This is a genomic window from Streptomyces sp. NBC_00016 (assembly GCF_045040885.1).
GTDB lineage: Bacteria > Actinomycetota > Actinomycetes > Streptomycetales > Streptomycetaceae > Streptomyces > Streptomyces coriariae.
The window spans coordinates 9,243,309-9,265,533 of the sequence record NZ_CP108304.1 but is presented as its reverse complement, the minus strand read 5'-3'; the positions used below and the strand labels follow the sequence as shown (position 1 = coordinate 9,265,533).

At 72.1% G+C, this 22,225-nt stretch carries 20 protein-coding genes; 9 read left to right on the top strand and 11 right to left on the bottom strand.

All coding sequences use genetic code 11. From position 1 onward, the window contains the following. The first annotated feature begins 33 nt into the window (after positions 1 to 33). Together OG933_RS41005 and OG933_RS41000 are read left to right on the top strand one after the other, a co-directional pair. Complete coding sequence (locus OG933_RS41005; RefSeq protein ID WP_405632229.1) at positions 34 to 1,950, top strand: glycoside hydrolase family 5 protein; 1,917 nt, start codon at positions 34 to 36, stop codon at positions 1,948 to 1,950. Between the two features lie 188 nt (positions 1,951 to 2,138). Continuing rightward, positions 2,139 to 2,915 carry a polysaccharide deacetylase family protein gene (locus OG933_RS41000; protein WP_405632227.1) on the top strand — a complete coding sequence of 259 codons (777 nt, stop codon included), beginning with the start codon at positions 2,139 to 2,141 and terminating at the stop codon, positions 2,913 to 2,915. An 8-nt stretch (positions 2,916 to 2,923) separates the two neighbouring features. Here OG933_RS41000 and OG933_RS40995 read toward each other — a convergent pair whose 3' ends face one another. After that, a complete protein-coding gene (locus OG933_RS40995; RefSeq protein ID WP_405632225.1) occupies positions 2,924 to 3,964 on the bottom strand; it encodes a YihY/virulence factor BrkB family protein in 1,041 nt (346 codons plus the stop codon). Between the two features lie 141 nt (positions 3,965 to 4,105). Here OG933_RS40995 and OG933_RS40990 point away from each other — a divergent pair, with 141 nt between their 5' ends. Further along, the gene (locus tag OG933_RS40990; RefSeq protein WP_405632222.1) at positions 4,106 to 4,477 is read left to right on the top strand and encodes a DUF6083 domain-containing protein; all 372 of its coding nucleotides are present in this window, start codon (positions 4,106 to 4,108) and stop codon (positions 4,475 to 4,477) included. Between the two features lie 38 nt (positions 4,478 to 4,515). Here OG933_RS40990 and OG933_RS40985 read toward each other — a convergent pair whose 3' ends face one another. Next, entirely contained in the window at positions 4,516 to 5,625 is a 1,110-nt protein-coding gene (locus OG933_RS40985) for an abortive phage infection protein (RefSeq protein WP_405632220.1), read from the bottom strand. Positions 5,626 to 5,778: 153 nt separating this feature from the next. After that, positions 5,779 to 8,820, bottom strand: a complete 3,042-nt coding sequence (locus OG933_RS40980; RefSeq protein WP_405632218.1) for a glycosyl hydrolase — start codon at positions 8,818 to 8,820, stop codon at positions 5,779 to 5,781. Between the two features lie 577 nt (positions 8,821 to 9,397). Between OG933_RS40980 and OG933_RS40975 the strand changes: the two genes are divergently transcribed. The 5 genes from OG933_RS40975 to OG933_RS40955 are packed head-to-tail and all read left to right on the top strand — an operon-like array spanning position 9,398 to position 13,569. Further along, a complete protein-coding gene (locus OG933_RS40975) occupies positions 9,398 to 9,958 on the top strand; it encodes an RNA polymerase sigma factor (protein WP_362526454.1) in 561 nt (186 codons plus the stop codon). Then, complete coding sequence (locus OG933_RS40970) at positions 9,955 to 10,773, top strand: zf-HC2 domain-containing protein (RefSeq protein WP_405632216.1); 819 nt, start codon at positions 9,955 to 9,957, stop codon at positions 10,771 to 10,773. The genes OG933_RS40975 and OG933_RS40970 overlap by 4 nt, the downstream gene beginning before the upstream one ends. Further along, positions 10,770 to 11,603, top strand: a complete 834-nt coding sequence (locus OG933_RS40965; protein ID WP_405632213.1) for an ABC transporter ATP-binding protein — start codon at positions 10,770 to 10,772, stop codon at positions 11,601 to 11,603. Before OG933_RS40970 ends, OG933_RS40965 begins: the two co-directional genes overlap by 4 nt. Continuing rightward, a complete protein-coding gene (locus tag OG933_RS40960; protein WP_405632211.1) occupies positions 11,600 to 12,997 on the top strand; it encodes a hypothetical protein in 1,398 nt (465 codons plus the stop codon). The genes OG933_RS40965 and OG933_RS40960 overlap by 4 nt, the downstream gene beginning before the upstream one ends. Continuing rightward, positions 12,994 to 13,569 carry a hypothetical protein gene (locus OG933_RS40955; protein ID WP_405632209.1) on the top strand — a complete coding sequence of 192 codons (576 nt, stop codon included), beginning with the start codon at positions 12,994 to 12,996 and terminating at the stop codon, positions 13,567 to 13,569. The genes OG933_RS40960 and OG933_RS40955 overlap by 4 nt, the downstream gene beginning before the upstream one ends. Before the next feature lie 352 nt (positions 13,570 to 13,921). Here OG933_RS40955 and OG933_RS40950 read toward each other — a convergent pair whose 3' ends face one another. The 6 genes from OG933_RS40950 to OG933_RS40925 form a co-directional block, all read right to left on the bottom strand. Beyond that, complete coding sequence (locus OG933_RS40950; RefSeq protein WP_405632206.1) at positions 13,922 to 14,623, bottom strand: 2-phosphosulfolactate phosphatase; 702 nt, start codon at positions 14,621 to 14,623, stop codon at positions 13,922 to 13,924. Between the two features lie 212 nt (positions 14,624 to 14,835). Next, a complete protein-coding gene (locus OG933_RS40945; RefSeq protein ID WP_054245302.1) occupies positions 14,836 to 15,282 on the bottom strand; it encodes a hypothetical protein in 447 nt (148 codons plus the stop codon). Between the two features lie 11 nt (positions 15,283 to 15,293). Then, the gene (locus tag OG933_RS40940; protein WP_405632203.1) at positions 15,294 to 15,617 is read right to left on the bottom strand and encodes a DUF1932 domain-containing protein; all 324 of its coding nucleotides are present in this window, start codon (positions 15,615 to 15,617) and stop codon (positions 15,294 to 15,296) included. A gap of 76 nt (positions 15,618 to 15,693) precedes the next feature. Next, positions 15,694 to 17,244: an MFS transporter gene (locus tag OG933_RS40935; RefSeq protein ID WP_405632200.1), complete on the bottom strand. Its 1,551-nt coding sequence runs from the start codon at positions 17,242 to 17,244 to the stop codon at positions 15,694 to 15,696. 372 nt (positions 17,245 to 17,616) lie between these two features. Continuing rightward, entirely contained in the window at positions 17,617 to 18,588 is a 972-nt protein-coding gene (locus OG933_RS40930) for a helix-turn-helix domain-containing protein (RefSeq protein ID WP_405633673.1), read from the bottom strand. 49 nt (positions 18,589 to 18,637) lie between these two features. Continuing rightward, a complete protein-coding gene (locus tag OG933_RS40925; RefSeq protein WP_362526431.1) occupies positions 18,638 to 19,285 on the bottom strand; it encodes a hypothetical protein in 648 nt (215 codons plus the stop codon). A 341-nt stretch (positions 19,286 to 19,626) separates the two neighbouring features. Between OG933_RS40925 and OG933_RS40920 the strand changes: the two genes are divergently transcribed. Beyond that, a complete protein-coding gene (locus tag OG933_RS40920; RefSeq protein ID WP_405632197.1) occupies positions 19,627 to 20,952 on the top strand; it encodes an alpha/beta fold hydrolase in 1,326 nt (441 codons plus the stop codon). A 163-nt stretch (positions 20,953 to 21,115) separates the two neighbouring features. Here the strand turns inward: OG933_RS40920 and OG933_RS40915 are convergent, their stop codons facing one another. Continuing rightward, on the bottom strand, positions 21,116 to 21,559 hold the full coding sequence (locus OG933_RS40915) for an ATP-binding protein (RefSeq protein ID WP_405632195.1): 444 nt from the start codon (positions 21,557 to 21,559) through the stop codon (positions 21,116 to 21,118). Positions 21,560 to 21,615: 56 nt separating this feature from the next. Next, entirely contained in the window at positions 21,616 to 22,179 is a 564-nt protein-coding gene (locus OG933_RS40910) for a hypothetical protein (protein ID WP_405632193.1), read from the bottom strand. Positions 22,180 to 22,225: the final 46 nt, after the last annotated feature.

The window sequence follows — 22,225 nt, the reverse complement described above, 5'->3', positions numbered from 1 at the left end:
TCGCCACCCCCACCGCGCCCCGCAGAGGACCGGATGCAGACCTTCAGACTTGTCAAGTACCTGACATCAGCAGCCGTGATGCTCACGCTGCTGGCCCCAGCACCGACCGCGGCCGCCGCCCAGGACGCCGTCGCCGCCGCTTCCGCCACCGAGGCCGCTCCCCCGGCGGCGGAGGACTGGCAGCCGCCCCTGTCCACCCGGGGCCGCTACATCGTCGACGCGCAAGGCCGCCGCTTCCGCCTGAAGTCCGCCAACTGGGACGGTGCCCAGGGCTCGTGGTCGGGAAGCGGCAGCGCCGCCGATCCCGCGAACCACCACGCCGGCCAGAACTCCTCCGGCATACCCCTCGGCCTGGACCGCGCCCCGCTGTCCGAGCTGCTCGCCGACTTCCACCGGCTCGGCATCAACAGCATCCGGCTGCCGTTCTCCAACGAGATGATCCGCACGACGACCCCGGTGCCGGACACCGCGGTCGCGGCCAACCCGCGCCTGCGCGGCAGCACACCCCTGCAGATCTTCGACGCCGTCGTGGCCGCCCTCACCGGCGACGGGTTCGCGGTCATCCTCAACAACCACACCAACACCACCCGCTGGTGCTGCGGCGTGGACGGCAACGAACGCTGGAACAGCGGCCGGACCACCCGGCAGTGGACGGACGACTGGGTCTTCATGGCCCGCCGCTACTCCGCCGACTCCCGTGTCGTGGGCGCGGATCTCTACAACGAGGTGCGCCGTGACATCCTGGACGACCCCAACTGGGGCCTCGGCGACGACCACGACTGGTACGCGGCGGCCCAACTCGCGGCGGACCGCATCCTCACCGAGGCCGACCCCGACCTCCTCATCGTCGTCGAAGGCATCAACTGGACCGGACTGCCCGTGGACGGGCTGCCCCACGAGCGCCCCACCCTCACGCCCGTCCGCACGCTCTCGCACACGCTGCTGGACGCGCACAAGCTGGTCTACTCCGCCCACTTCTACGGCTACACCGGCCCCCGGCACAGCGGTGCCACCGGGATCGGCGAGACCCACGACCCGCGCTACCAGGACCTGACCCGCGACCAGCTGTCCCAGGTCCTCACCGACCAGGCCTTCTTCGTCACCGCGGAGGGACAGCACTACTCCGCCCCCGTGTGGATCAGCGAGTTCGGCATCGGCGCCCGGGAGACCGGCGCCGCCGCCCGCACCTGGTTCGGCAACCTCACCGACTACTTCGCCGACCACGACGCCGACTTCGCGTACTGGCCCCTGGTCGGCTGGGAGGGCCACGACGACTGGGCGCTGCTGCGCTACGACACGACGGGGCGCCGGTACGGCATCCTCGACGAGGCCGACTGGCGCGGTGCCGCCTGGGATCACCTCATGACATCCGCGACCCGCACGGGGACCGTCCCGCCGGTGCCGGTCCGGCGCATGCTCGCCACCGATCACGGCGACGCGGTGCAGTCCCGGCGGGTACGGGCCGGCGGGGACTGGGATCCCGGGGCGTCCAAGGCCGCCTGCCCGGACGGACTTCGGCTGATCGGCCTCAGCCACACCGGCGGCCGGGGTCTGTGCACCGACACCCCCGGCGGTGACCTTCGCGCCCCGGACGGCGCGCAGACGGTCGTCACCGACGAACGCCACGTCCCCGCCGGCGGCGACTGGGCCGGCGGCTACACCAAACTCCAGTGCCCCGCCGGGCAGTTCCTCATCGGCCACAGCGGCCGCGGGGAGCGCGTGTCGGCCGCCCTGTGCGTGCCCGCCCGCACCGCGCTGGGCCGGTCCGGACGGACCGTCTGGTTCGACCGGTCCGACAACCGGCCCGCCGACACCGGCGGCGACTTCGCCCAGGGCCACTACAAGGGCCAGTGCGCCGCCGACGAGTACGCCGCGGGCATCGCCTTCACCACCCGGTTCGGCAGCACACCGGGCCCCGCCGCCCTGCTGTGCGTGCCGCTGGGCCCGTGAACGGCGCGCCCCCAACAGGCTCCCGACGAGCGCCTGTTGGGGGCGCGGACGCCCTTGCGTCCCGGAACCCCTGCGAAATTGTCCGTGATCGGTAACAGGCGGATCCCGCCGGGCCCTTTCACCGTCCTCACAGCTGCACGGGATCACCGGGGCACGGGATCCACCGACACGACACGAACAGGGCAGACATGGCGCGGCATGGCGGGCGGGGATGGTACGGCCGGGTTATCGCGGCGGCAGTCGGTGTGACGGCGATGGCCGCCGTCACCTCGGTGTGGACCGCGCAGGCCGGACCGGTGGACGGAGGGCAGGCCGGAGCGGACGCCTCGGCGCGCCCCTCCGCGGGTTCCGCGCCCGCCCGGGTGTCGGTGGACATCGCCCATGCCTCGGACCACGGTGCCCGCGGCGTGAACATCACGATCGACGACGGTCCCGACCCCGACTGGACTCCGCAGGTCCTCGAGGTGCTGCGGGAGAACGGTGTGAAGGCGACCTTCTGCATGGTGGGCACGCAGGCCCAGGCCCACCCCGACCTGGTCAAGGCCGTGGTGGCGGACGGCCACCGGCTGTGCAACCACACCGTCTCGCACGACACCACCATGGACACCAAGCCCGACTCCTACCAGTCGCAGCAGATCCTGGACGCCGAACGGATGATCACCGAAGCCTCCGGGGGCGTCCGACCGGTGTACTACCGGGCGCCGGGCGGCGCCTTCACCCCCTACAGCCGCAATCTCGCCGCCTCCCGCGGGATGCGGCCGCTGGGCTGGAACGTCGACACCAAGGACTTCGAACGGCCGGGCGCCGCCGCCATCGTGGCCACCGTGAAGAGCGAGGTGTCCAACGGCCCGACGATCCTCTTCCACGACGCGGGCGGGGACCGCTCACAGACCGCGGCGGCCCTGCGCGAGATCCTGCCGTGGCTGCAGCAGCAGGGGTACTCCTTCGGCTTCCCGGTGCGCTGAACGCGCGGTCACCGCGCGCCGCCCCTGTCGTCCTCGCTCCAGGCACGGGTGTCCCGGGGCCGGACGTACGGTTCCTCGCCCTCGGGCAGTCCGCCGGCCACGGCCCGCTGCCGGGCCAGCTCGGCGTCGAACTCCAGGCCCAGCAGGATCGCGATGTTGCTGATCCACAGCCACACCAGGAAGACGATGACACCGGCGAGCGTGCCGTACGTCTTGTTGTACGAGCCGAAATTGGCCACGTAGAAGGCGAAGCCGGCGGAGGCGATCAGCCAGATCACCAACGCCAGCACGCTCCCGGGCGTGATCCACCGCAGTCCGCGCCCCCGGACGTTCGGCGTCGCCCAGTACAGCAGGGCGATCATGATCGTGACCAGGAGCACCAGCACCGGCCACTTCGCGATGGACCACACGGTCAGCGCCGTGTCCCCGATGCCCAGCGCTGCGCCGGCCTGCCGGGCCAGACCGCCGGTGAACACCACGATCAGCGCGCTGGCGACCGTGAGCACCAGAAGCACCACCGTCACCCCCACGCGCAGCGGCAGCACCTTCCACACCGGCCGCCCCTCGGGCATGTCGTAGACCGCGTTGGCGCTGCGGATGAAGGCCGCCGTGTAGCCGGAGGCCGACCACACCGCCAGCACCAGACCGACGATCGCCATGACCGAGCCGACGCCGCCCCGGCCCTGCAACTGCTGCACCGCGTCGCTGATGATGTCGCGGGCCGAACCGGGCGCCACCTTGCGGAGGTTGTCCAGGACCTCGTCGGTCGCCGACTTTCCCGCCAGCCCCAGGAGCGACACCAGCACCAGCAGGGCCGGGAACATCGACAGCACCCCGTAGTACGTCAGTGCCGCGGCCCGGTCCGTGAGTTCGTCGTCCTTGAACTCCCGCAGGGTGCCCGTGAGCACGGCCGGCCAGGCGCGCTTCGGCAACTGCCCGGGACCGTCCGGCGTCCGCCGTTCCACCTGCTCGTCCGGCCCCGACGTGCCCGCCCGACCGGTCGCCGACGGCGTGGTGTCGTCATGGTCGGATTTCGATGTGCGTGCCATGACAACGGAGTAACCGCGTCCGGCCGTTCCATGCGTCGGCCAGGACAGCGACCGGAACCCGAGTGAGTCTGACCGAACTCCCGACCTGGCGGGGACTCGCCCTGGGCCCGCGCGGGCCCTTGCACGACCGTGGGGGACCGGATGTACACGTGCCCGTACTGCGGACTGCCGCAGGACCGGGTACTGACGCTGGAACAGGACCGGGTGCTGCTGGAGCCGGGGGTGGACGTCCTCGCCCACCTCGTACCCGCGGAGCATCGGTGGATCGTCCTGTCCGACGGGCGGGTGACGGTGTACGGGGTGCGCCCGCCGGTTCCGACCCAGCGCTGCCGCGTCGAGCACCGGCTGCCGTGCGCGGCGCAACTGCTCCCGGACCTGTGGCCGTGGTTGACGGCCATGCGGGCGGAGAACGCGCGCCGGGGGGAGCGGTCGGAGAGCGGGCGGGCGCAGGAGGGGCCGCGCGAAGGGCCGGAGGCGGCGCCGGAGGAGATCGGCTTCCCGGACGCGGGGTAGCCGCGCGGAGCCGGTCGGTCCGCTCAACGCGGGGCGGCTCACCGGCCGTAGTGGCGGGCCAGGGCGTGGAAGGCCTGCTTCGGTTCCCAGTGCCAGCCGGCTTCCGGGTGACCGGGGCGCCTCTGCACGGTTCTGGTGACGGCGTAGGACGCCATGTCGAGGTCGTAGCGGGGGTCGTCGGCGCGGTGCGGGGCGTCCGGGGTGACGAACTCGAAGGCCATCGCCGCGTACAGCCCCATCGACTCGAAGACGTCGAGGAGTGTGCTGACGTAGTCGGCCTGGGTGCGTTCGCTGCGGACCAGGTGGCCCTTGATCTCCTCAGGGTCCTTGTCGTAGTCGACCACGTCCCACCCCATGCCGCCCGTGTCCGGGGCACCCACATAGGCGCAGGTGCCGAACTCGGTGATGGCCATGGGCTTCCCCCAGCGCGTGTGGCGGCGCAGCTCTTTCACATGGTCGGCGGGTCGTGCGAAGGAGGAGTAGTAGTCGATGCCGACGACGTCGAACAGGGACCAGTCGACCCGGTCGTCCTGTGCGGCGGCGTAGGACAGCCGGCCGTCGAAGACCGAGCGGCCGGTCCTTGCGGCCCGCGCCGTGAAGGCGTCCAGACGGCGCTGCATGACCACGGGGTCGTAGGTCCCGTTCATGAGGTTGCGTACGCGCTCCAGCACCGTCTCCCCCGGCACGATGCCGGGCACGAAGAGCCAGAACTCGCAGCCCACGCTGAAGTCCACGCTCGCGCCCTGCCTGCGCAGCCGCTGCGCGACCCGGCCGGTCTCCGCGAGGTGTTCGAGGATGTCCCGCGCCGGGACGTCCCCGAGCGTGGGCTGAAGCCATACGTGCAGGCCGTGTTCGGCGGCCTCGGTCGCGGTCGCGGCGAGGCGTTCCACGCCGTCGCCGGTGACGTCGACCGTGTCGGCGTGCAGGTCGTGGCGGATGGCGCGCAGGTCCGCCCGCATCCGCTCGGCGGTCCACCCCGTGGCCGGGGTCTCGCCCTCCCCCACGGTGTAGACGACGCCCCGGTGTCGCAGCCCGCGCCCTCGTCCCGTGGCGTGCGCCCGTCCCGCCGGTCCGAGCACGGCCGCCGCGCCGACCGCCGCCGTCCCGGCCAGGAAACCCGCCCGACTGATCCGATTGGTTCGCTCCATGCCCCCACGGTGCCGGTGGCACGCGCAGGACGCAGTCGGCCGATGGTCTGGATCGGCGCGACGAAGGTCGGTGAGGGGGCCGGTCCTGCGGTCGTTCCGGCGGCCGGGACACGTCCGAAAGGCGTGGCCCGGTCGCGCCCCGGCCCCGTTCCCTCAGCCGATCGTGCCCTGCCCGTACGGGACGAGCCGTACGGGTCCGACGAGACCGAAGTCCTGTCGGGCGACGGCGCCGAAGACCGCGGGCTGGGCGACCCGGAGCCGGTTGACGAGCGGGATCGCCACCTCGACCTCGATCACGTTGCGCCCGCGCCGGAGCAGAGGGCCCACGTCGACGACCGGGTGGAGACGGTCGAGGGGCGGGGCGCCGGTGCCGTTGACGGTGACACGGGCGGTGTCGGAGACCTGGCCGAGTTCCAGGTGGGCGCCGTGCGCGGAGGTCCACCCGGCGGGCAGGTCGATCGTCGTCCGGTAGCGTCCGATGCCCGCGGAGTCGGCCAGTTCCGGGATCCCCGACCAGGGCAGCAGCGTGTCGAGGGTCAGCGTGCGGTGTACGTGGTCGGTCCGGGTCGGGGAGGATCCGGGGTACCAGTCGTCGACGTCCAGCTGCCAGCGGCCCGGGGTGATGGGGGCGGGTACGGACGGGATGGTCGTGGTGACCGTACGGCCCGAGGACAGCCGGGTCGTGCGGGTGCCCGCCTCGGTCGAACGGACCGTCAGCGAGCGCCCGTCGAAGAGGACTTCGGAGGCGTCCGTGTCGACGACGTGCGGCTTGGCCCCGTTGCGGTCGCCGAAGAGTCCAGGACGGCCCAGCGCGACGATCATCACCTGGCCGGGCTGGAGGGCGACCCGCACGGTGACGTCGCCGTCGTCCTCGGTGTACCGGGCGATGCGCGTGGCTTCTCCCGTCCAGGGGTCGAGCAGGTAGGGGATCGTCGTCCCGCCCCGTGTGCGACGGGTGTGGCGCAGCGTCACCTGGTGGTCGATGGCGGCCACGGGCGGTTTGACCGTCTCCGCGTGCTTGCCGTTGCAGAGGTAGTAGAAGTCGGCGTCCCGGGTGACGCGGTGTGCGTTCAGAAGCGTGGAGGAGGTGGCGTGGCGTACGTCCGGGGTGACTCCGAGCCCGGCGAGGGCGTCGCCCACGGCGGCCTTGTCGGTGACCCGGGTGACGTGGGGCAGGGCGAGCAGCCGGGCCAGGAGCTCCCGCAGCCGGTCGGTCTCGCCGTCGTCGGGGACCCCCGGGGTGAGCGGCTGGTCGAAGGCGCCCAGCAGGACGATCGGCAGGCCGGCCTCGGCCAGCGTCAGCAGGCGGCGGGCGTCGGCCGTGGCGAGGGTGGGAGTGGAGGAGTAGAAGAAGTCGCCCTCGACGAACAGGGCCTTGTAGGCAGGCCCGTTCGGGGCGAGCCGGCCGCCCGAGACGGTGGCGTTCGGCAGGTCGAGCAGCGGACCGCTGAGGAACTGGTGGGTCCAGCCGAGTGGAATGCCGGTCGCGGTGAACCAGGACGCGCCGATGCCGGTGGCGGCGTAGCCGGTCTGCCGGAAGACGGCGACGTCGGCGCGGGCGGTGCCGGACTGGAGCACGCCGTGCACCCGGCCGAGGTAGGCGGCGATGTCCGCCACGTGGTGCCAGCTGGGCTGCCGGGGTCCCCACGACTCGCCGTATCCCGAGGCGCCGTTGTACGGGCTGAAGGCGGCGAAGCCGGGCCAGCTCACGCCGGGCGCGGTGGCGTAGGAGAACCCGTGGACGACGGTCTGGTTGACGCCGGCCGCGTAGGCGCCGCCCATGGTGCGCAGGAAGCGGTCCCAGGTGGTGCTGTACGCGGAGCCGTTGTAGGCGCCCGACTCGCAGGACAGCACCGTGTGGCCCGCCATGTCCCTGCCGCCCGCGAGGCAGCGGAAGTCGTCGAGGTTCTTGAAGCCGAGGGATTCGCCCTCGGGGATGTCGAGGATCGCCGCGGACTCGATCGCGTCGGTCTGCAGTCCGTAGGGCTGGGCGCGCAGGGTCATGCCGAGGGAGTGGGCCCAGTTGCGCAGTGCGCGCACGTGGTGCCGGTTGAAGAGTTCCGAGAAGGTCTCCCAGAAGTCGTGTCTGATCTGCCGGGTCAGCTGCGCCTCGAAGGCGAACACCTGGTTGCTGTCGCTCAGGACGAGGACGGGCAGGTAGGGCAGCAGGGGCCGGCCGGTGTGCTCGGCGAAGGCGTCCGGCAGGGACGGGGTCCAGGTCAGGCCGTCCGTCTCCAGCTCCACGGAGTCCTCGAAGAAGGCGCCGCCGGCCGCCTTCAGCAGGCTCCGCACGGTGGGGGTCAGCAGCTGCTGCTCCCAGAACCCGGTGACGGCCGCGGTGCCCGCCGGGTCGAGGTGGTCGACGACGTAGGCGGCGGGCGCGGAGTGCGGGCCGGACTCGGGCTGCTGACCGCTGCCGCGCGTCCAGTAGGAGATCAGCGTCCAGTCCCCCGTGTCGGGAGCCGTCCAGGTCAGGGAGCCGTCCTCGGCGACGAAGGAGGTGAGGTCGCGGACGCTGGAGACGTCGAGTCCGGTCTCCTTGCGCGTGGAGTACGCGGGTTCGACGCGGGCGGCCTGTACGGCGAGGAGCCGCTGCCGGGTCACACCGGCGGCGGGCGCGTGCACGGGTGGCGGCACCGGTCCCCGGAAGGTGGCTCCGGCGCTCAACGAGGCCCGGCCGTGGACGAGTTCCTTGGCGGCCGCGTCGTCGTCCGGGGTGACACCGGGGACCGCGACGGGCCAGCTCGGGCCGAGCGTGAGGTCGATGGTGAGGCCCCGTCTCGCGGCCCGGCGCAGCGCTGCCTCGACGCCGTCGCGCCACGGCCGGCTGCCCCACCCGTGGTGCGCGGTGTCGAGGACCGACTTGTCCTTGATGCTGTGATGGACGGCGGCGATCTCCGCGCCGCCGAATCCCGCGTCCGCGATCTGGTCGATCTCGCGGGCGATCTCGTCGGTGTTCACCAGACCGTCCGGCCACCACCAGCGGAACTTGGGCCGCACCGAACGGGCGGGAGCGGCGAACCAGTCGGCGGCGGGGCCCGGCGCCCCGGTGACGGACGGCGCCGCCGCGGCCGCCGTCCCGGATCCCACGGCAGCCACGATCCCGGCCGCGATACCCACCGTCGCCCCGGCGGCGAGAACCGCCCGCCGTGACATTCCGCCGCCCTGCTCGACCTGCTCGACCGGTTCCCGCATGAGCGCTCCCAGATGATCGTTCTTGGTTTTGAATCGTTTCAATCCGACTCGAACGCGGGAACGCTAAGCCTCGGCTCGGAGCAAGGTCAAGACGTCGGACGGATCAAGTCGAGAAGAGGACGCGGGAAGTGGTGGCGCGGGGGATAGTGGCGGGGCGGCGGGGTGGCGCGCACATCACAGGGGTGGGCGGCGAGCACGACGGACTTCGAGGCTCGATCGCGGCGCGGACGGCGGCGAGGTTCTCGGCGAGCCCTTGGGGAGCCCTGGGAAAGCCCTCGAGAGAGTCCTTGAGGGAGCCCTTGGGCGACGGGTGACGGCGATGTCCGGTTTGCTGCTGGGAAGTTGCACAGGATGAGAGGCGATACCGCGGGCAGCGGGCCGCGCGCCGCTCGCGCAGTAGGGCGACGACCCCCGTCGAGCAGGCCCCGTACGGCGCCGGCGGGACCCTCCGGACCGGCGCAACAACCGCCGCGTCGACGGGCGAAGCTTCAGCGGAGTGGAGCCCACGGGTCTTCCGCATGTGGCGGGGATCACGTCGGGAGGAAAACCTGCGGTCCGGCGCGGGCGTCTAGCCGGTGTGAGATCAATCAGCAAGGCACCGCGCGCACTGGACGAGGAGCGTCTCGTCCGGCTGGTGGCCAGAGGTGACCGTGCCGCGTTCGAGGAGCTGTACCGCCGTACGTCGCCGTGGTTGGCGGTGCGGCTGCGCCGCCGGTGTGTGGACGAGCAGATCGTCGCGGAGGTCATGCAGGAGACGTATCTGGCGGTGTGGCGCGCGGCGGGCGCCTTCGCCGGGGCCGCGGTCGGAGGATCGGCCACCGGTTGGCTGTGGACGATCGCGGCGCGCCGTCTCGTCGACGCGTTCCGGCGCAGGGCTCACCACGCGGAACCGCCGCCCGCCGCCGCCGTGCTCGACGCGGCGCCCGCCGCCGAGGAGGAAGCCCTGGCGGCGACCGTCGGCGGCGATGTCGGGGACGCGCTGCGGTGCCTCGCGCCGGAGTTGAGACAGGTACTGCAGGCGATGGTGCTCGACGGACTGTCCGTCCGGGAGACCGCGGTCCTGCTCGGATTGCCCGAGGGAACGGTCAAGACCCGTGCCCGCCGGGCCCGGATCGCGATGCGGAGGGCACTGGCATGAGCAGGGAACACGCGTCGGAGCGGATCATCGACGGTTACGCGCGCGGCGGCGCGGACCTCACCGCCGACGAGGTGTGGGCGGTGGAGGCCCATCTGGAGACGTGCCGGGGGTGCCGTGACCGGCTGTCCGCCACCGTCGAGGCCGAGGTGCCCGCCGTGGCGGCGCTGGTAGACAGGGTATGGTCCGGCCTCGAACCCCGGTTGGCGGTCACCGCCACGATGCCGCGCGGCCGGCGCCGGTCGGCGCCGCTGTCGCGATGGATGACGCCGACGATGGTGCCGTGGCTGGCCATGGTCGTGGGCGTGACGCTGCTGGCCCTGCTGCTCGACCTGGCCGACACCGGCTACGGCGAGGTGTCGCTGGTGCTCCTGCTCGCGCCGGTTCTGCCCGTGCTCGGCGTCGCGGCGTCCTGGTCGCGCGGCCTGGATCCGGCGTACGAACTGACGGCCTCGGTGCCCAGGGCCGGGCTCTATCTGGTGCTGCGACGCACCGCGTCCGTGCTCGCCGTGGTCGTGCCCGCGCTGTCGGTGGGCGGCTGGATGACGGGGGTGATGGTGGCTCAGTGGCTGCTGCCCTGTCTGGCCTTCACTACGGCGACGCTGGCGCTCGGCGGTGTCGTCGGGGTGACCCGCGCCGCCGTCGTGCTGGCTGCCGTGTGGGCCGCCGTGGTCGTGGCGCCGACCCTGGCCACCAGCCGTACGAGCTTCGCCCTGCAGACGGGCGGTCTGCCCGCGTGGGGGCTGATCCTCGCACTCGGCATCGGTGTCGTGATCGCCCGCAGAGGCGCGTACTCCGTGCTGGGAGCCCATCGATGACGATCCGGAAGGAACACCACATGACGTCCGCGGTGAGTGCGGCCGACCTCGCACCGACGGCCTACGCCTGGGAGATCCGGGCGACCGGGCTGAAGGTCAGGGTCGGCAGGAAACGGATGGCCGTCAACGGCCTCGACCTGTCATTGGGCACCGGCGTACACGGCCTTCTCGGCCCCAACGGGGCAGGCAAGACCACCCTCATCCGGACGCTGGCCACCGTACTGCGCCCCACCGAGGGCACCCTGGAGATGCTCGGCGAGTCCGCGGCCGGCATGGGCGAGCACCGTGCGCTGCGCCGCCGGATCGGTTACCTGCCGCAGGAGTTCGGCTACTACAAGCGCTTCACGGTGCGTGAGTTCGTCGAGTACATGGCCTGGTTGAAGGAGGTGCCCAAGGCGGACATCCCGGCCGCCGTGCAGCGCGCCGTGGAGCGGGTGGGTCTGGCCGACCGTGCCGACGAGAAAATGAAGACCCTGTCGGGCGGCATGGTGCGCAGGGTCGGCATCGCCCAGGCGATCGTCAACGACCCGACGATCCTGCTGCTGGACGAGCCGACGGTGGGCCTGGACCCGGCGCAGCGGCTGCGCTTCCGTGAACTGCTGCAGGAGTTGGGCACGGACACCTGTGTGGTCGTCTCGACCCATCTGGTGGAGGACGTCGCCGCCGCCTGCACCGGTGTGGTGGTGTTCGCCGAGGGCCGGCTGGTCTTCCAGGGCCCTCCGGACGAGTTGGCCTCGGTGGGCGGCCCCGAGCACGTGGGTGACAGTCCACTGGAGCGCGGCTACTCGGCGCTGCTGCTCAAGCCCGAGCAGGGAAGGGGCACTTGGTGAACGTCCGCGTTCTGCGTATCGAGCTGAGGCGCTCCGTCGCCCCGTGGGCCGGTGCCGTGGTCCTGCTGCCGGCGCTGGCGTTCCTGTACCTGATTCCCGGATCGTGGTGGACGGGGACCACGGCGTGGACGGCCCAGTGGACGTCCATGGCTCTGTGGACCCGCGGCCTGCTGTTCTACCTGTGGCCGCTCACCGTGGGGCTCGGGGCGCTGCAGGGCCTGCGCGACCACCGCTCGAAGATGTCCGAGCTGCTGACGAGCACGCCGCGGCCCGCCCGGCACCGCGCGACCGCGCTGGCGGGCCCGACGGCGGTCACGCTGACCACGGCCTTTGCGCTCCTCGTCCTCGTGGGCGCGGTCCAGGTGGTCGCCAACACGCAGTACACGCACCTCGGGTGGCTGCCGATCTCGCTGGTGGGGGCACTCTCTCTCGTCGCGGGGGCCGTGCTGGGCATGGGGGCCGGGCGGGCCCTGCCGTCCGTGCTCACGCCGCCCGCGCTGGCCATGGGCGCCTTCGTGTTCACGGCACTCATGCAGATGTCGTTGGGGCGGACGGAGACGACCACCGCGACGGGGGTCCCGAGCACGGAGCCGAACCGGATCTCCCTGCTGTCACCGGCGGTGCAGGAGGCGCGCAACGCACTCCTCACACTCTCCGCCTCCGTGCACGTCGGGCAGACGATCTGGCTGCTCGCCATGGCCGCGACCGGTTTCGCGCTGCTGGTCGCCGCGACCCCGCGTGCCCGGCTGATCGCCCTGACACCCGTCCTGGCGGGCGCGGCGCTCGCCCTGCTCGTCCTGCCCGCCGACCCGCACCGGATCTACGTCGTCGACGAGGCCGCCGCGGAGCTGGTGTGCGACGGCCCGGTGTGCGTGACGAAGACACAGCAGGGGCGACTCGCCGGCCTCGCGGGCCCGGGGAAGGAGGCGCTGCGCCGGCTGCGTGCCGCCCTGGGCGGCCAGGCGCCGGTCACGGTCCGGGAGAACGCCACCGTGCTGCCGGAAGGCTCCACGCCGCAGTGGTCCCGCACGACCGTGCTCTTCGACTTCGACGACGACATCATCGCCGCCGCGAAGGGCGAGGAGCTGACCCGGGCCCTGATCGCCAAGGGCATGGTGCCGGGGTGCTCCCCCGTCGGCTGGAGCAGCTTCGGGAACGACGAATTCGCGCAGACCGTCGCGGTGGGCTGGGTCCTCGGGGAACTCCGGCCGCTTCCCGGCACCTTGTCGGCGGGGCTGCGCCGCGAGGTCGACGCCGAGACCCGCCCGGTGTGGAAGGAACTCGAGGCGCTGCCGCGGGCCGAACAGCTCTCACGGATCGACGCGATGCGCACGGCCGCGTTCTCCTGCGAGGGCGACGCGTTCGACGCGCTGAGCGGTGGTGCGTCCCGGTGAGATGGCTGTCCCTGTACGCGCGCTCGCGCCAGGTACCGGCGTCGCTCGCCGCGGTGCTGATCAGCGCGGTGGTGGTGTGGCCACTCGCCCGGGACGGCAGCGGGGGGCCCGGTGATCCGCGGCTGCCGGTGCTCGTCCTCGCCACGGGGGCGATGGCAGCCTCGATCGGGCTCGGCGGGCAGGACCTCGCGCTGGACCGCACGGCCGCGATCCGCTGGGTGCCCCGCAGAGCGGCACACGTGCTGCTCTGCGGGGTGGTGGTCGGCACGCTGCTGCTGACCGTGCAGTCGATGGGCGAGAACCTGGCCACCACCGCGTTCGTCGTCCGGGACAGCGCGGGCCTGATGGGACTGGTCGCCCTGGGCGCGGCGCTCGCGGGCGGCCGGTACGCCTGGACGCTGCCGTTCGCCTGGCTCTCGTTCTCGTTCCTCGCCCCGCCCCCGACGAGTGCGCCGATGCGGGTGGTGGGTTGGATGCTGCTGCCGCCCGGCACGGCAGAGGGCACCTGGACGGCCCTGGTCCTCGCGGTCGCCGGCACCGCGGCCTACGCCGTCGCGGGACCGAGACGGTGACGACCGCGGCGCGGTCGCGTGCGGCATCCGCACCAAGGTCGTCGACTACTACCGGGGCAGGACGGGCGATCCGCAGGGCCCGGGCTCCGGTGAACCGCGCGAACTGTTCAGCGCGGGTACGGTCACGCTCGACTGGGATCGGGTCCGCCGGAACGGAGCGCCGCTCGGCCCCAGGAGCAGCAGCACGCACTGCAACACGGTGACTTCGGTGCCCGCCAACCTTCCCGCCAATGTTGTCGGCGGCGGCTCGTACGTCGGCGGCTGCCTCGACGACGCGAACGGCAAGCCGATGACGTCGTACGGCGGCTGCCCCCGTCCCTGACCGATCACCACGCGGCGGGGGACCGCTCGATCAACTCCCGGTGCCGCCCGAGTCGTTTCGGGGACTCACTGGACGCAGGACCATCAGTGCGCCTTCCAAGGTCGCCACCATGGCGAAGGGGAACCGGTCGAGCTCCAGACAGAGCGCGACGTCGTCGGGATGGACTCCTTGACGCACCCCCTCGGCCAGTTCGGCGGCGGCGCGCGACTCGGCAGCGCGGCGCAGGAACTCAGCGGCGTCGGTCCCGGCCTCGTCGACCCTGCGAGCGATGTACTGAGCACACGCCAGATCTTCCTCGGCCTGCCCGTCTTCGCCGGTGACCACGAACGTGACACGGTCACTCCCGCGCGTCCGCAAGAGCTGAGCCGTCGCCTCCGCCACCACGAAGCCGGCGCACAGCACCAGCGACGCCTCCTTGACCGCCAGGGCGCCGACCGTCCCTGCCGTGGTCTTCTGCACAACGGTCCGTCCGCCGAGGTCGACCGACCGCAGCAGGCCCGGGGAGTTGACGGCGTCGAACCCGGGCGCGGGCGGACCGTCCTTGAGTGCCACCCAATCCGGGTGGCGAGCCTTGAGCGCCAGGGCCTCGTCCAGCGACTCGGCAAGAACGATCTTTTCCGCCCCCTGGGCAAAGGCCCAGGCAGCCACGGTGTAAGCACGCATGACGTCGACCACGACCGCCACGGACGGAGCTTCGACCAGATCAGCGATGCCGAGGAAACGAGCGTCCATACCTGGAATGATCGCCTATGCCCCACCCGAAGCGCTTGGACAGTGGCACGCTTCACATCGAAGGTCTCGCCGGAGTGCCTGGAAGGCAACGCCCACCGCTGAGCTGCCCCCCGGCTGCGGATCTGACGACCTGTGCGCGATCGGGCCGGGCACGACCCGGCCCCCGGCGGGAACCCGCCGGGGGCCGATCTCCTGACCGCGACCTCAAAGGGTCAGATCCGACCGCCGGTGAGCCGGGTGAGAGGGCCTTGCGGGTGACGGCCGGAGCGACGGCCCACGGCGTACGAGGCCGCCGTCAGCGCGGAAAGGCCCGCGCCGACACCGGCGGCGATCAGCTTCCGGTGCGCGATGACCGTCCAGGCCGTCTTGGCGGTCGCGGCGACCTGCCCCGACGTCGCGACGATCGCCTGACGGCCCGCCTCGACCCCGCGTGAGGCACTGTGCGCCGCGCTCTGCACGGCACCGGTCGTCGCCTCGGCCGAGCGCTGGACTCCGGACCTGGTGGCCGACGCGGCGTCGTCCGTCTTCGTCGCGGCGCTCTTCGCGGCCCGGGCCGCCGGAGCGGTCGCCTTGTCCGCCGTGCGCCGGGCCTTGGACGCGGTCACCCGCTCGGCTGCGGACTGTTCACTCGTCTTCCTGTTCGGTTCACTCATGGACATCGCGTTGCCGCTCACCGCAACGGCAAACCCGTCCGGTCGCGCGACATGGACGGCGAAGTCCCCTGAACGAGATCGGCGATCAACCGCTCACCCGTCACGGCCGCGTCGTCCTGGTGCGCTTCCCACCGGGCGAACGTCTCCGCGGCGGCCTCGGCGAAGACGGACGGTACGCCCGCTCCCCGGCAGGCCTGCGCGATCTCGCGCCTCTCCGGCTCCCGGCGCCATGCCCGCGGCCCGGCTGTGGCCAGGTGTTCCGTACCGGCCGGCGGGGTGTCCGGCAGCATCTGTCGCGCCAGGTCGAGCGGATGCAGAATTCCCACGTCTCGATGCCCCATGTGCGGACCCTGACCGGCAGGCGGCCCCCTCGAACCACGGCGGTCACCCTCACCGTGCCTGACGGTGAGTCGCGTCTCAACCGCCGCCCGGAAACGTGCCGCCCTTGAGGCGTTCCAGGTCCGAGGGGCGGACCTGAATCACGATGATCGCGATCAGAGCGGCGAGGACCGTGAAGATCGCCGCCATGACGAAGGCGGCCGAGACGCCGGCCGTGAGGACCTCGTCGGACCAGGGGGCGGGGAGTTGACCGGTGCGCCGGAAGTTCAGGCGTTCGGCCGGGGTCGCCTGGGCCAGGAAGTCGGGGATCTGATTCTCCGCCTCGTTGCGGCTCGCGGTGCCGTACATCGTGACCAGGATGGACAGGCCGAGCGAACCGCCCACCTGCTGGGTGGCGTTGAGGAGCCCGGAGGCCGCGCCGGTCTCCAGTGGGGACACGTTCGAGAGCGCCATCAGCGTGAGCGAGACGAACTCCATGCCCATGCCCAGGCTGAAGACGAGCATCGGGCCGAGGACGCTGCCCGCGTACGTGGAGTGGACGTCGGTCAGGGTCAGCCAGGACAGGCCTCCGGCCGCGAGGATCGCGCCTACCACCATGAACGGCTTGGGGCCGTACGTGGGCAGGAACCGCGAGGCGAGGCCGGCGCCGACCGCGATGACCGCGCTGACCGGCAGGAAGGCGAACCCGGCCGCGAGCGGGCTGAAGTCGAGCACGTTCTGCACGAAGAGCGTGAGGAAGAAGAACATGCCGAAGATCGCGGCGGCGAGGCACAGCATGATGCCGTAGGTGCCCGCTCTGTTGCGGTCGGCGAACATGTGCAGCGGCGTGATCGGCTGCCGGGAGCGCCGCTCGACCAGGATGAACACCGCGAGGACGACGACGGCCGCGACGAACGAGGCGATCGTGAGCGTGTCCCGCCACCCTTCCTGCGCGGCTCTGATGAACCCGTAGACCAGCAACACCATGCCCACGGTGGAGGTCAGCGCGCCGGCGATGTCGAAGTGGCCGGGGTGGCGCTCGGATTCCTTGATGAAGCGGGGCGTGGCGAGGGCGATGAGCAGTCCGATGGGAACGTTGACGAACAGCACCCACCGCCAGTTCAGCCACTCCACGAGGATCCCGCCCGCGAGCAGGCCGATCGCACCGCCGCCCGCCGAGACCGCGGCGAAGACCCCGAACGCCCGGTTGCGCTCGGGTCCTTCCTGGAAGGTCGTGCTGACCAGGGACAGGGCGGTCGGGGACGCGATGGCGCCGCCGACGCCCTGAAGGGCGCGCGCGGCGAGGAGTTGGGCCTCGTTCTGGGCGAGTCCGCCGAGCAGGGAGGCGAGGACGAAGAGCAGCACTCCGAAGATGAACACCCGCCGTCTGCCGAGGATGTCGCCGACCCGGCCGCCGAGCAGCAGCAGGCCGCCGAAGGTGAGGGTGTAGGCGTTGACCACCCAGGCCAGGCTGGTGGTGGAGAAGTCCAGGGAGCGCTGGATGTCCGGCAGCGCGATGTTCACGATGGTGATGTCCAGAACCACCATCAGCTGACACGAGGCGATCACCAGCAGCGCCATCGAGTTGCCCCCGCCACCCTGTCGGGCGGTGGTCCGGGGTGCTGAGGTCGGCTGCGGGAGGCTGCTCATGACGTGTCGCCCGCTCGGGAGCGGGCCCTGGGGAGAGGTCAGTAGACGGAGGCGTCCGCTGTCGGGTCCACCGTTAGACGGTACGCCCGTGGCCGGACCGTCACCACTCGATCATCCGTGACCCATCCGCGGGCCGTCCGTGAGCGGTGCGCGCGGGCGGGCGGGGCCGTGCCGTGCCAGGACTCCCCCGTCGTCCTGGCACGGCCCCCGTTGTCGCGGCGGTGCGCCGCGGTGATCACCAGGATGCGGGAGGGGCGGGTGGTATGTCGTTGGCGGACGGTCCACATCTGCTTGGCGGAGCGTCCACCGGTGGTGCCGGGGGAAGCCGAGGGGCAGCCGAGGCAGCCGAGAGGAACCCGGAAGCAGACCGTCCTACGCCTCGGTCAGCGCCTGTTCGCGCAGTTCGCTGGGCGGGAGCCCGTAGGCGGTGCGGAAGGCCCGCGTGAACTCGGCGGCCCGGGGATAGCCCCAGCGGGCGGCGACGGCGCGGATGGGCAGGGCGCGCAGCCGGGGGTCGGCGAGGTCGCGGCGGGCGTGCTCCAGCCGCTGGTCGCGGATGTAGGAGGCCACGGTGAGGCCTTCGGCCTGGAAGACGCGGTACAGATAGCTGCGGGAGACGTGGTGTGCGGCGGCGATCCCGGCGGGGGTCAGGTCCGGGTCGTCCAGGTGCCGGTGGATGAACGTCTTGGCGTGCAGGACGAGGGTGCGGTCACGGGTCTCCGGCGGGAGCCGGAGGTCGGCGTCCACGGTGTGCGCGAAGAGGGCCGTGACCAGGTCGGCGATGACCGTGCCCAGCCGTGGTGCGTCCGAGGGCTGGTACGAGGAGGTGTCCGCGACCAGTTGACGGAGGAACTGCGAGAGCAGCGCGCCGATCCCCTCGCGGCCCGACAGGAGGCTCCCCAGCACCTGGTCCGCCCGGTGCCCCGGCACGGCCACCAGAGCACGCGGGACCTCGACGCCGAGGACGGTGACGGGCTCGGAGCCGGTGAGCACCTCCCACGACCGCGAGGAGGAGTTGATGTGGAAGTCGTTCATCCGGTAGGCCGCCTGCTGTCTGCCCCAGTCGGCCGCCCCCTCGCCCTTCAGCAGGAGGGACAGGTGGTACGTCTCGGGGTCGGACTCGCGGATGAGTTTCGGCGTACGGCGGAAGACCAGTTGGTCGAAGGTGGCCGGCCACACGACGACGTCGCCCAGCGCGATCACGCGTTGGGAGCCGCGGTAGTCCGCGTGGCGATCGCTGCTGAGCCGCATGGGCGCGTGGGTCCGGCCCATGCGCTCCGCCCACGCCTCGAACCGGTCGCCCACCGGCAGGTCCGTGGTGCGGAAGACCGACTCGTGCAGCACGAGCGTAGTCAACCACACCGGCGTCACCGGCCCGTTGGCAGCGGTGGGATCAGCCCAGGTGAGCGGTGTCGACGGTGATGGACTTGGCGTCGGAGGCGGTGAAGGTGAGATAGCCGGGATCGCCGTTGCGGTCGAGATAGCACACCGCGTATCCGATGTAGACGGACGTCTTGCGTACCGGTTCGTCGGTGACGGCCTTGCGGCAGCCCTCCGCCGTGGGCACCCCGGACGAACCCCACGAGGCCAGCCTGCCGTTGGTGGACATCAGAAAGCCGCCCTGGACGTAGAAGGCGTCCGTGCCGGCGTCGGCGACCACGGGCGGTGTGGACGTGAAGTCGTAACCCGTGGGGGCTTTCTGACCGTCCGACTGCTCCATGACGAAGCCGCGCACCAGCGCGGTCGAGGGCGAGGACGTCGCGTCGGGCAGGGCTGCCGTGACCGCGGCGCCTCCTCCCCCGACGACCGCCAGGGCGGTGAGCCCGGCGATCAGCGGATGGGCGTACGCCATGCTCAGCAGGGGCCCGATCACCGGGATCGAGAACTTCATCTGGGTGTTCTTCTGCGTGATCCTGGCGCTGCCGCTCGCGGTCGCCGTCTGCGTCGAGGAGTGGTGGGTGCCGGGCTGGGGTGGCACGAAGGCGTCGTCACGGGAGGCGTGGTCGCCGAGCTGCGCGCCGCGCGTGCGGTCGGTGTTCATGGCTCGGGACGCTAGCGACAGGCGACCTCGCGGTCTTGTTTTGTCAGAGATTGCCGCCAAGGGGCCGCTTTTGGGCGCTCGTTGTGATGCGAGTGATCGGCGGGAGGACGGCTTCGAACTTGCTACTCGGCAGTCATATTACTGAAACGTAACCTACCGACCGCTACCCGAGGTAACCCCGCTCTCGCTACGGTCCTGACAGTTCGTCTAAGAGCGGTACGGGGCAATGGTGGACGACCGGAGCCCCGTGCCGCTCGGTCGTCACGGTCCGCACCCCACCGGGCCGTCCGCCACCCGAGCCGCAGACGAAGGCTCGGCCTCCCCCTCACCGGAGGTCCGCCATGCCCGCCCCCACCCGCCTGCTGGCCGCAGCCGTCACCGCCGCTGCCTGCCTGGGCGTCACCGCCGTACCCGCCGACGCGGCCACGCAGTCGGACGCCGTGGTCTCGCGCGGCGTCACCATCCCCACGTTCTACAACCCGCCCGCCGCCCTTCCGTCCGCCGACGGCACTCTGATCCGCTCCGAACCGCTCCCGCTGGCGTTGAGCCTGCCGGGCATCGACGGACCACTGCCCGGCACGGCGACCCGCCTGATGTACAAGTCCACGGACTCGGCCGGCCGCCCCATGGCCGTCACCGGCGCCTACATCGAACCGACGGCCCGCTGGACGGGCACCGGACCACGGCCCCTGGTCGTCGTGGCACCCGGCACGATGGGCCAGGGCGACCAGTGCGCCGCCTCCCTCGGCCTCGAACACCCGCTCGTCGTCAACGGCCAGACGCTGTCGGTCGGTTACGAGGACCTGGCGATCTACCGTCTGCTCGCCCGGGGCATCGCCGTCGTGGTCACGGACTACACCGGGCTGGGCGCGACCGACCGGCTGCACACCTACGTCAACCGGGTCGACGAGGCCCACGCCGTTCTGGACGCCGTCCGCGCCGTCCGTTCCCTCGACGCCACGTCACTGACGTCCGGCTCCCGGGTGGCGCTGTTCGGTTACAGCCAGGGCGGCGGGGCCACGGCCGCCGCCGCCGAACTCCAGCCCTCCTACGCCCCCGACGTCACCCTCGCCGGGACCTACACCGGGGCTCCGCCCGCCGACCTGGTCGCCGTCACCAAGGCCATCGACGGCAGCGACCTGGCCGGCGCGCTGGGCTGGTCGGTGAACGGCTTCCTGGAGTCCGATCCGGCTCTCGTACCGATCGCCGAAGCGCACCTGAACGCGGCCGGCCGCGCCGCGCTCAAGGACCTGTCGACGATGTGCGTGGGCGACGCGCTCCTCTCCTACAACTCGGCCAGCAGCACCCACTGGACCACGGACGGGCGCTCACTCAGCGACATCGTCCAGGCCGAGCCGGCCCTCAAGGCGTTCCTGGCCGACCAGCGCATCGGCACCCTCGAGCCGGCGTCTCCGGTCCGGGTGGCGACCGGCACCGCCGACGACCTGGTACCGCACGCACAGGCGCGCGCCCTCGCCGTCGCATGGTGCGCCAAGGGCGCCGACGTCACCTACAAGCCCGTGATCCTGCCCGGTCTCGGCCGGTCCCTGATCAACCACTTCACACCGTTGCTCGTCGACCAGGGCGACGCGATCTCCTGGCTGACCGACCGGCTCAACGCCAGGCCGGTCACGTCCAACTGCGCCACCCTTCCTCTCCAGCCCTGACATTCTCCGCCCCTGACACGAGTCACTCGGCGGCGGCCGGTACGCCCGGTCGCGACGTACCGGTCGTCGCCGGGTCACGGATACGGGCCGGGCGCAGGCACAGGCACACGGCCGTCCGCCGGAGTCGACCGAGTCGGCCTGCGTCGGACGGCCTCGGCCCGCGTCAGTCCGACAGACCCAGGCGGGCGACGATCCGCTTGCCGACCGGCTCCTGCGCGACGACGAAGTTCTCCACCACCGCCCGCACGATCTCCAGGCCGTGCTGGCCCACCCGCGTCGGATCAGGCGCCTGGGGCACCGGCAGCGCCGGATCGCTGTCCCACACGACGATCTCCACCGCGGCCCCGGCGATGCGCAGCTGGAGCAGGACCGGACCGGGCGCGTATCTGAGCGCGTTCGTGACCAGCTCGCTCACCACGAGCTCGGACAGGTCCACGGCCCGGTCCGACACGGCGAGACCGTCCCGGCTCTGCACGCGACGCAGGAAGTCGCCCGTGAGGCGGCGCGCCCGGGCGATACAACCGTCCTTGCCGTCCAGCGCCACCGTCGTCTCGGCAGGGTTCCCGCCGGGGGCGGAAGAACCCTGGTCGGGCGGGACAGGTTCCATCCGGACCGCCTTCACTACCCCGTTCATATCGGCGCGACTACCCGCGAACCCACCCCCTACGCACCAGCCGCACCACTCACTCGGTCATCGTGCCGCTCGTCGTCCGAGGTGTCACCCGGAGGCGTGCCGGGGTCACCGTCCGCGCCCGGCGCGGCCCGCGCCCGGTCCCGGCGGGCCGCAACGAACCCGGCCGACGCCGCGAGGACACCGGCGCCGACCGCGAAGACGACGACGCACGTGTTCAGCGTCTCGTAGACGCCGCTGCTCTCGTAGGTGTTCCCGTCGTCGAGTACGCAGTCGAAGCCGGGCGGGAAATAGGAGGCCCGGTGGGTCACCAGGTGCAGGCGGGTCTCCCGCGGGACCTCCTCCCCCCGGCAGGCGGGCGCGGGGGACGAGTCGGCGCCGGACCGGGACTCGTGCTCGGCGAACGCCACCGCTCCGCTCGCGAGCAGGTAGCAGCCGACGGCCGCCGCGACCGCCATCCCGGCCGACCAGCGCAACAGGTGCACGGCCCGGTCCGGCCGCCGTCCCGGCAGCGCGACGGAGACGAGCTTGACGACTACGGCGATGCACCAGAGCGGGCTCGCGAACAGAGCCGCCAGTCCCAACAGGGCCAACACGTCCGAGAACTCCCTTTCTGGCGCGTGCCGCGCCCGGCAGGTGTCG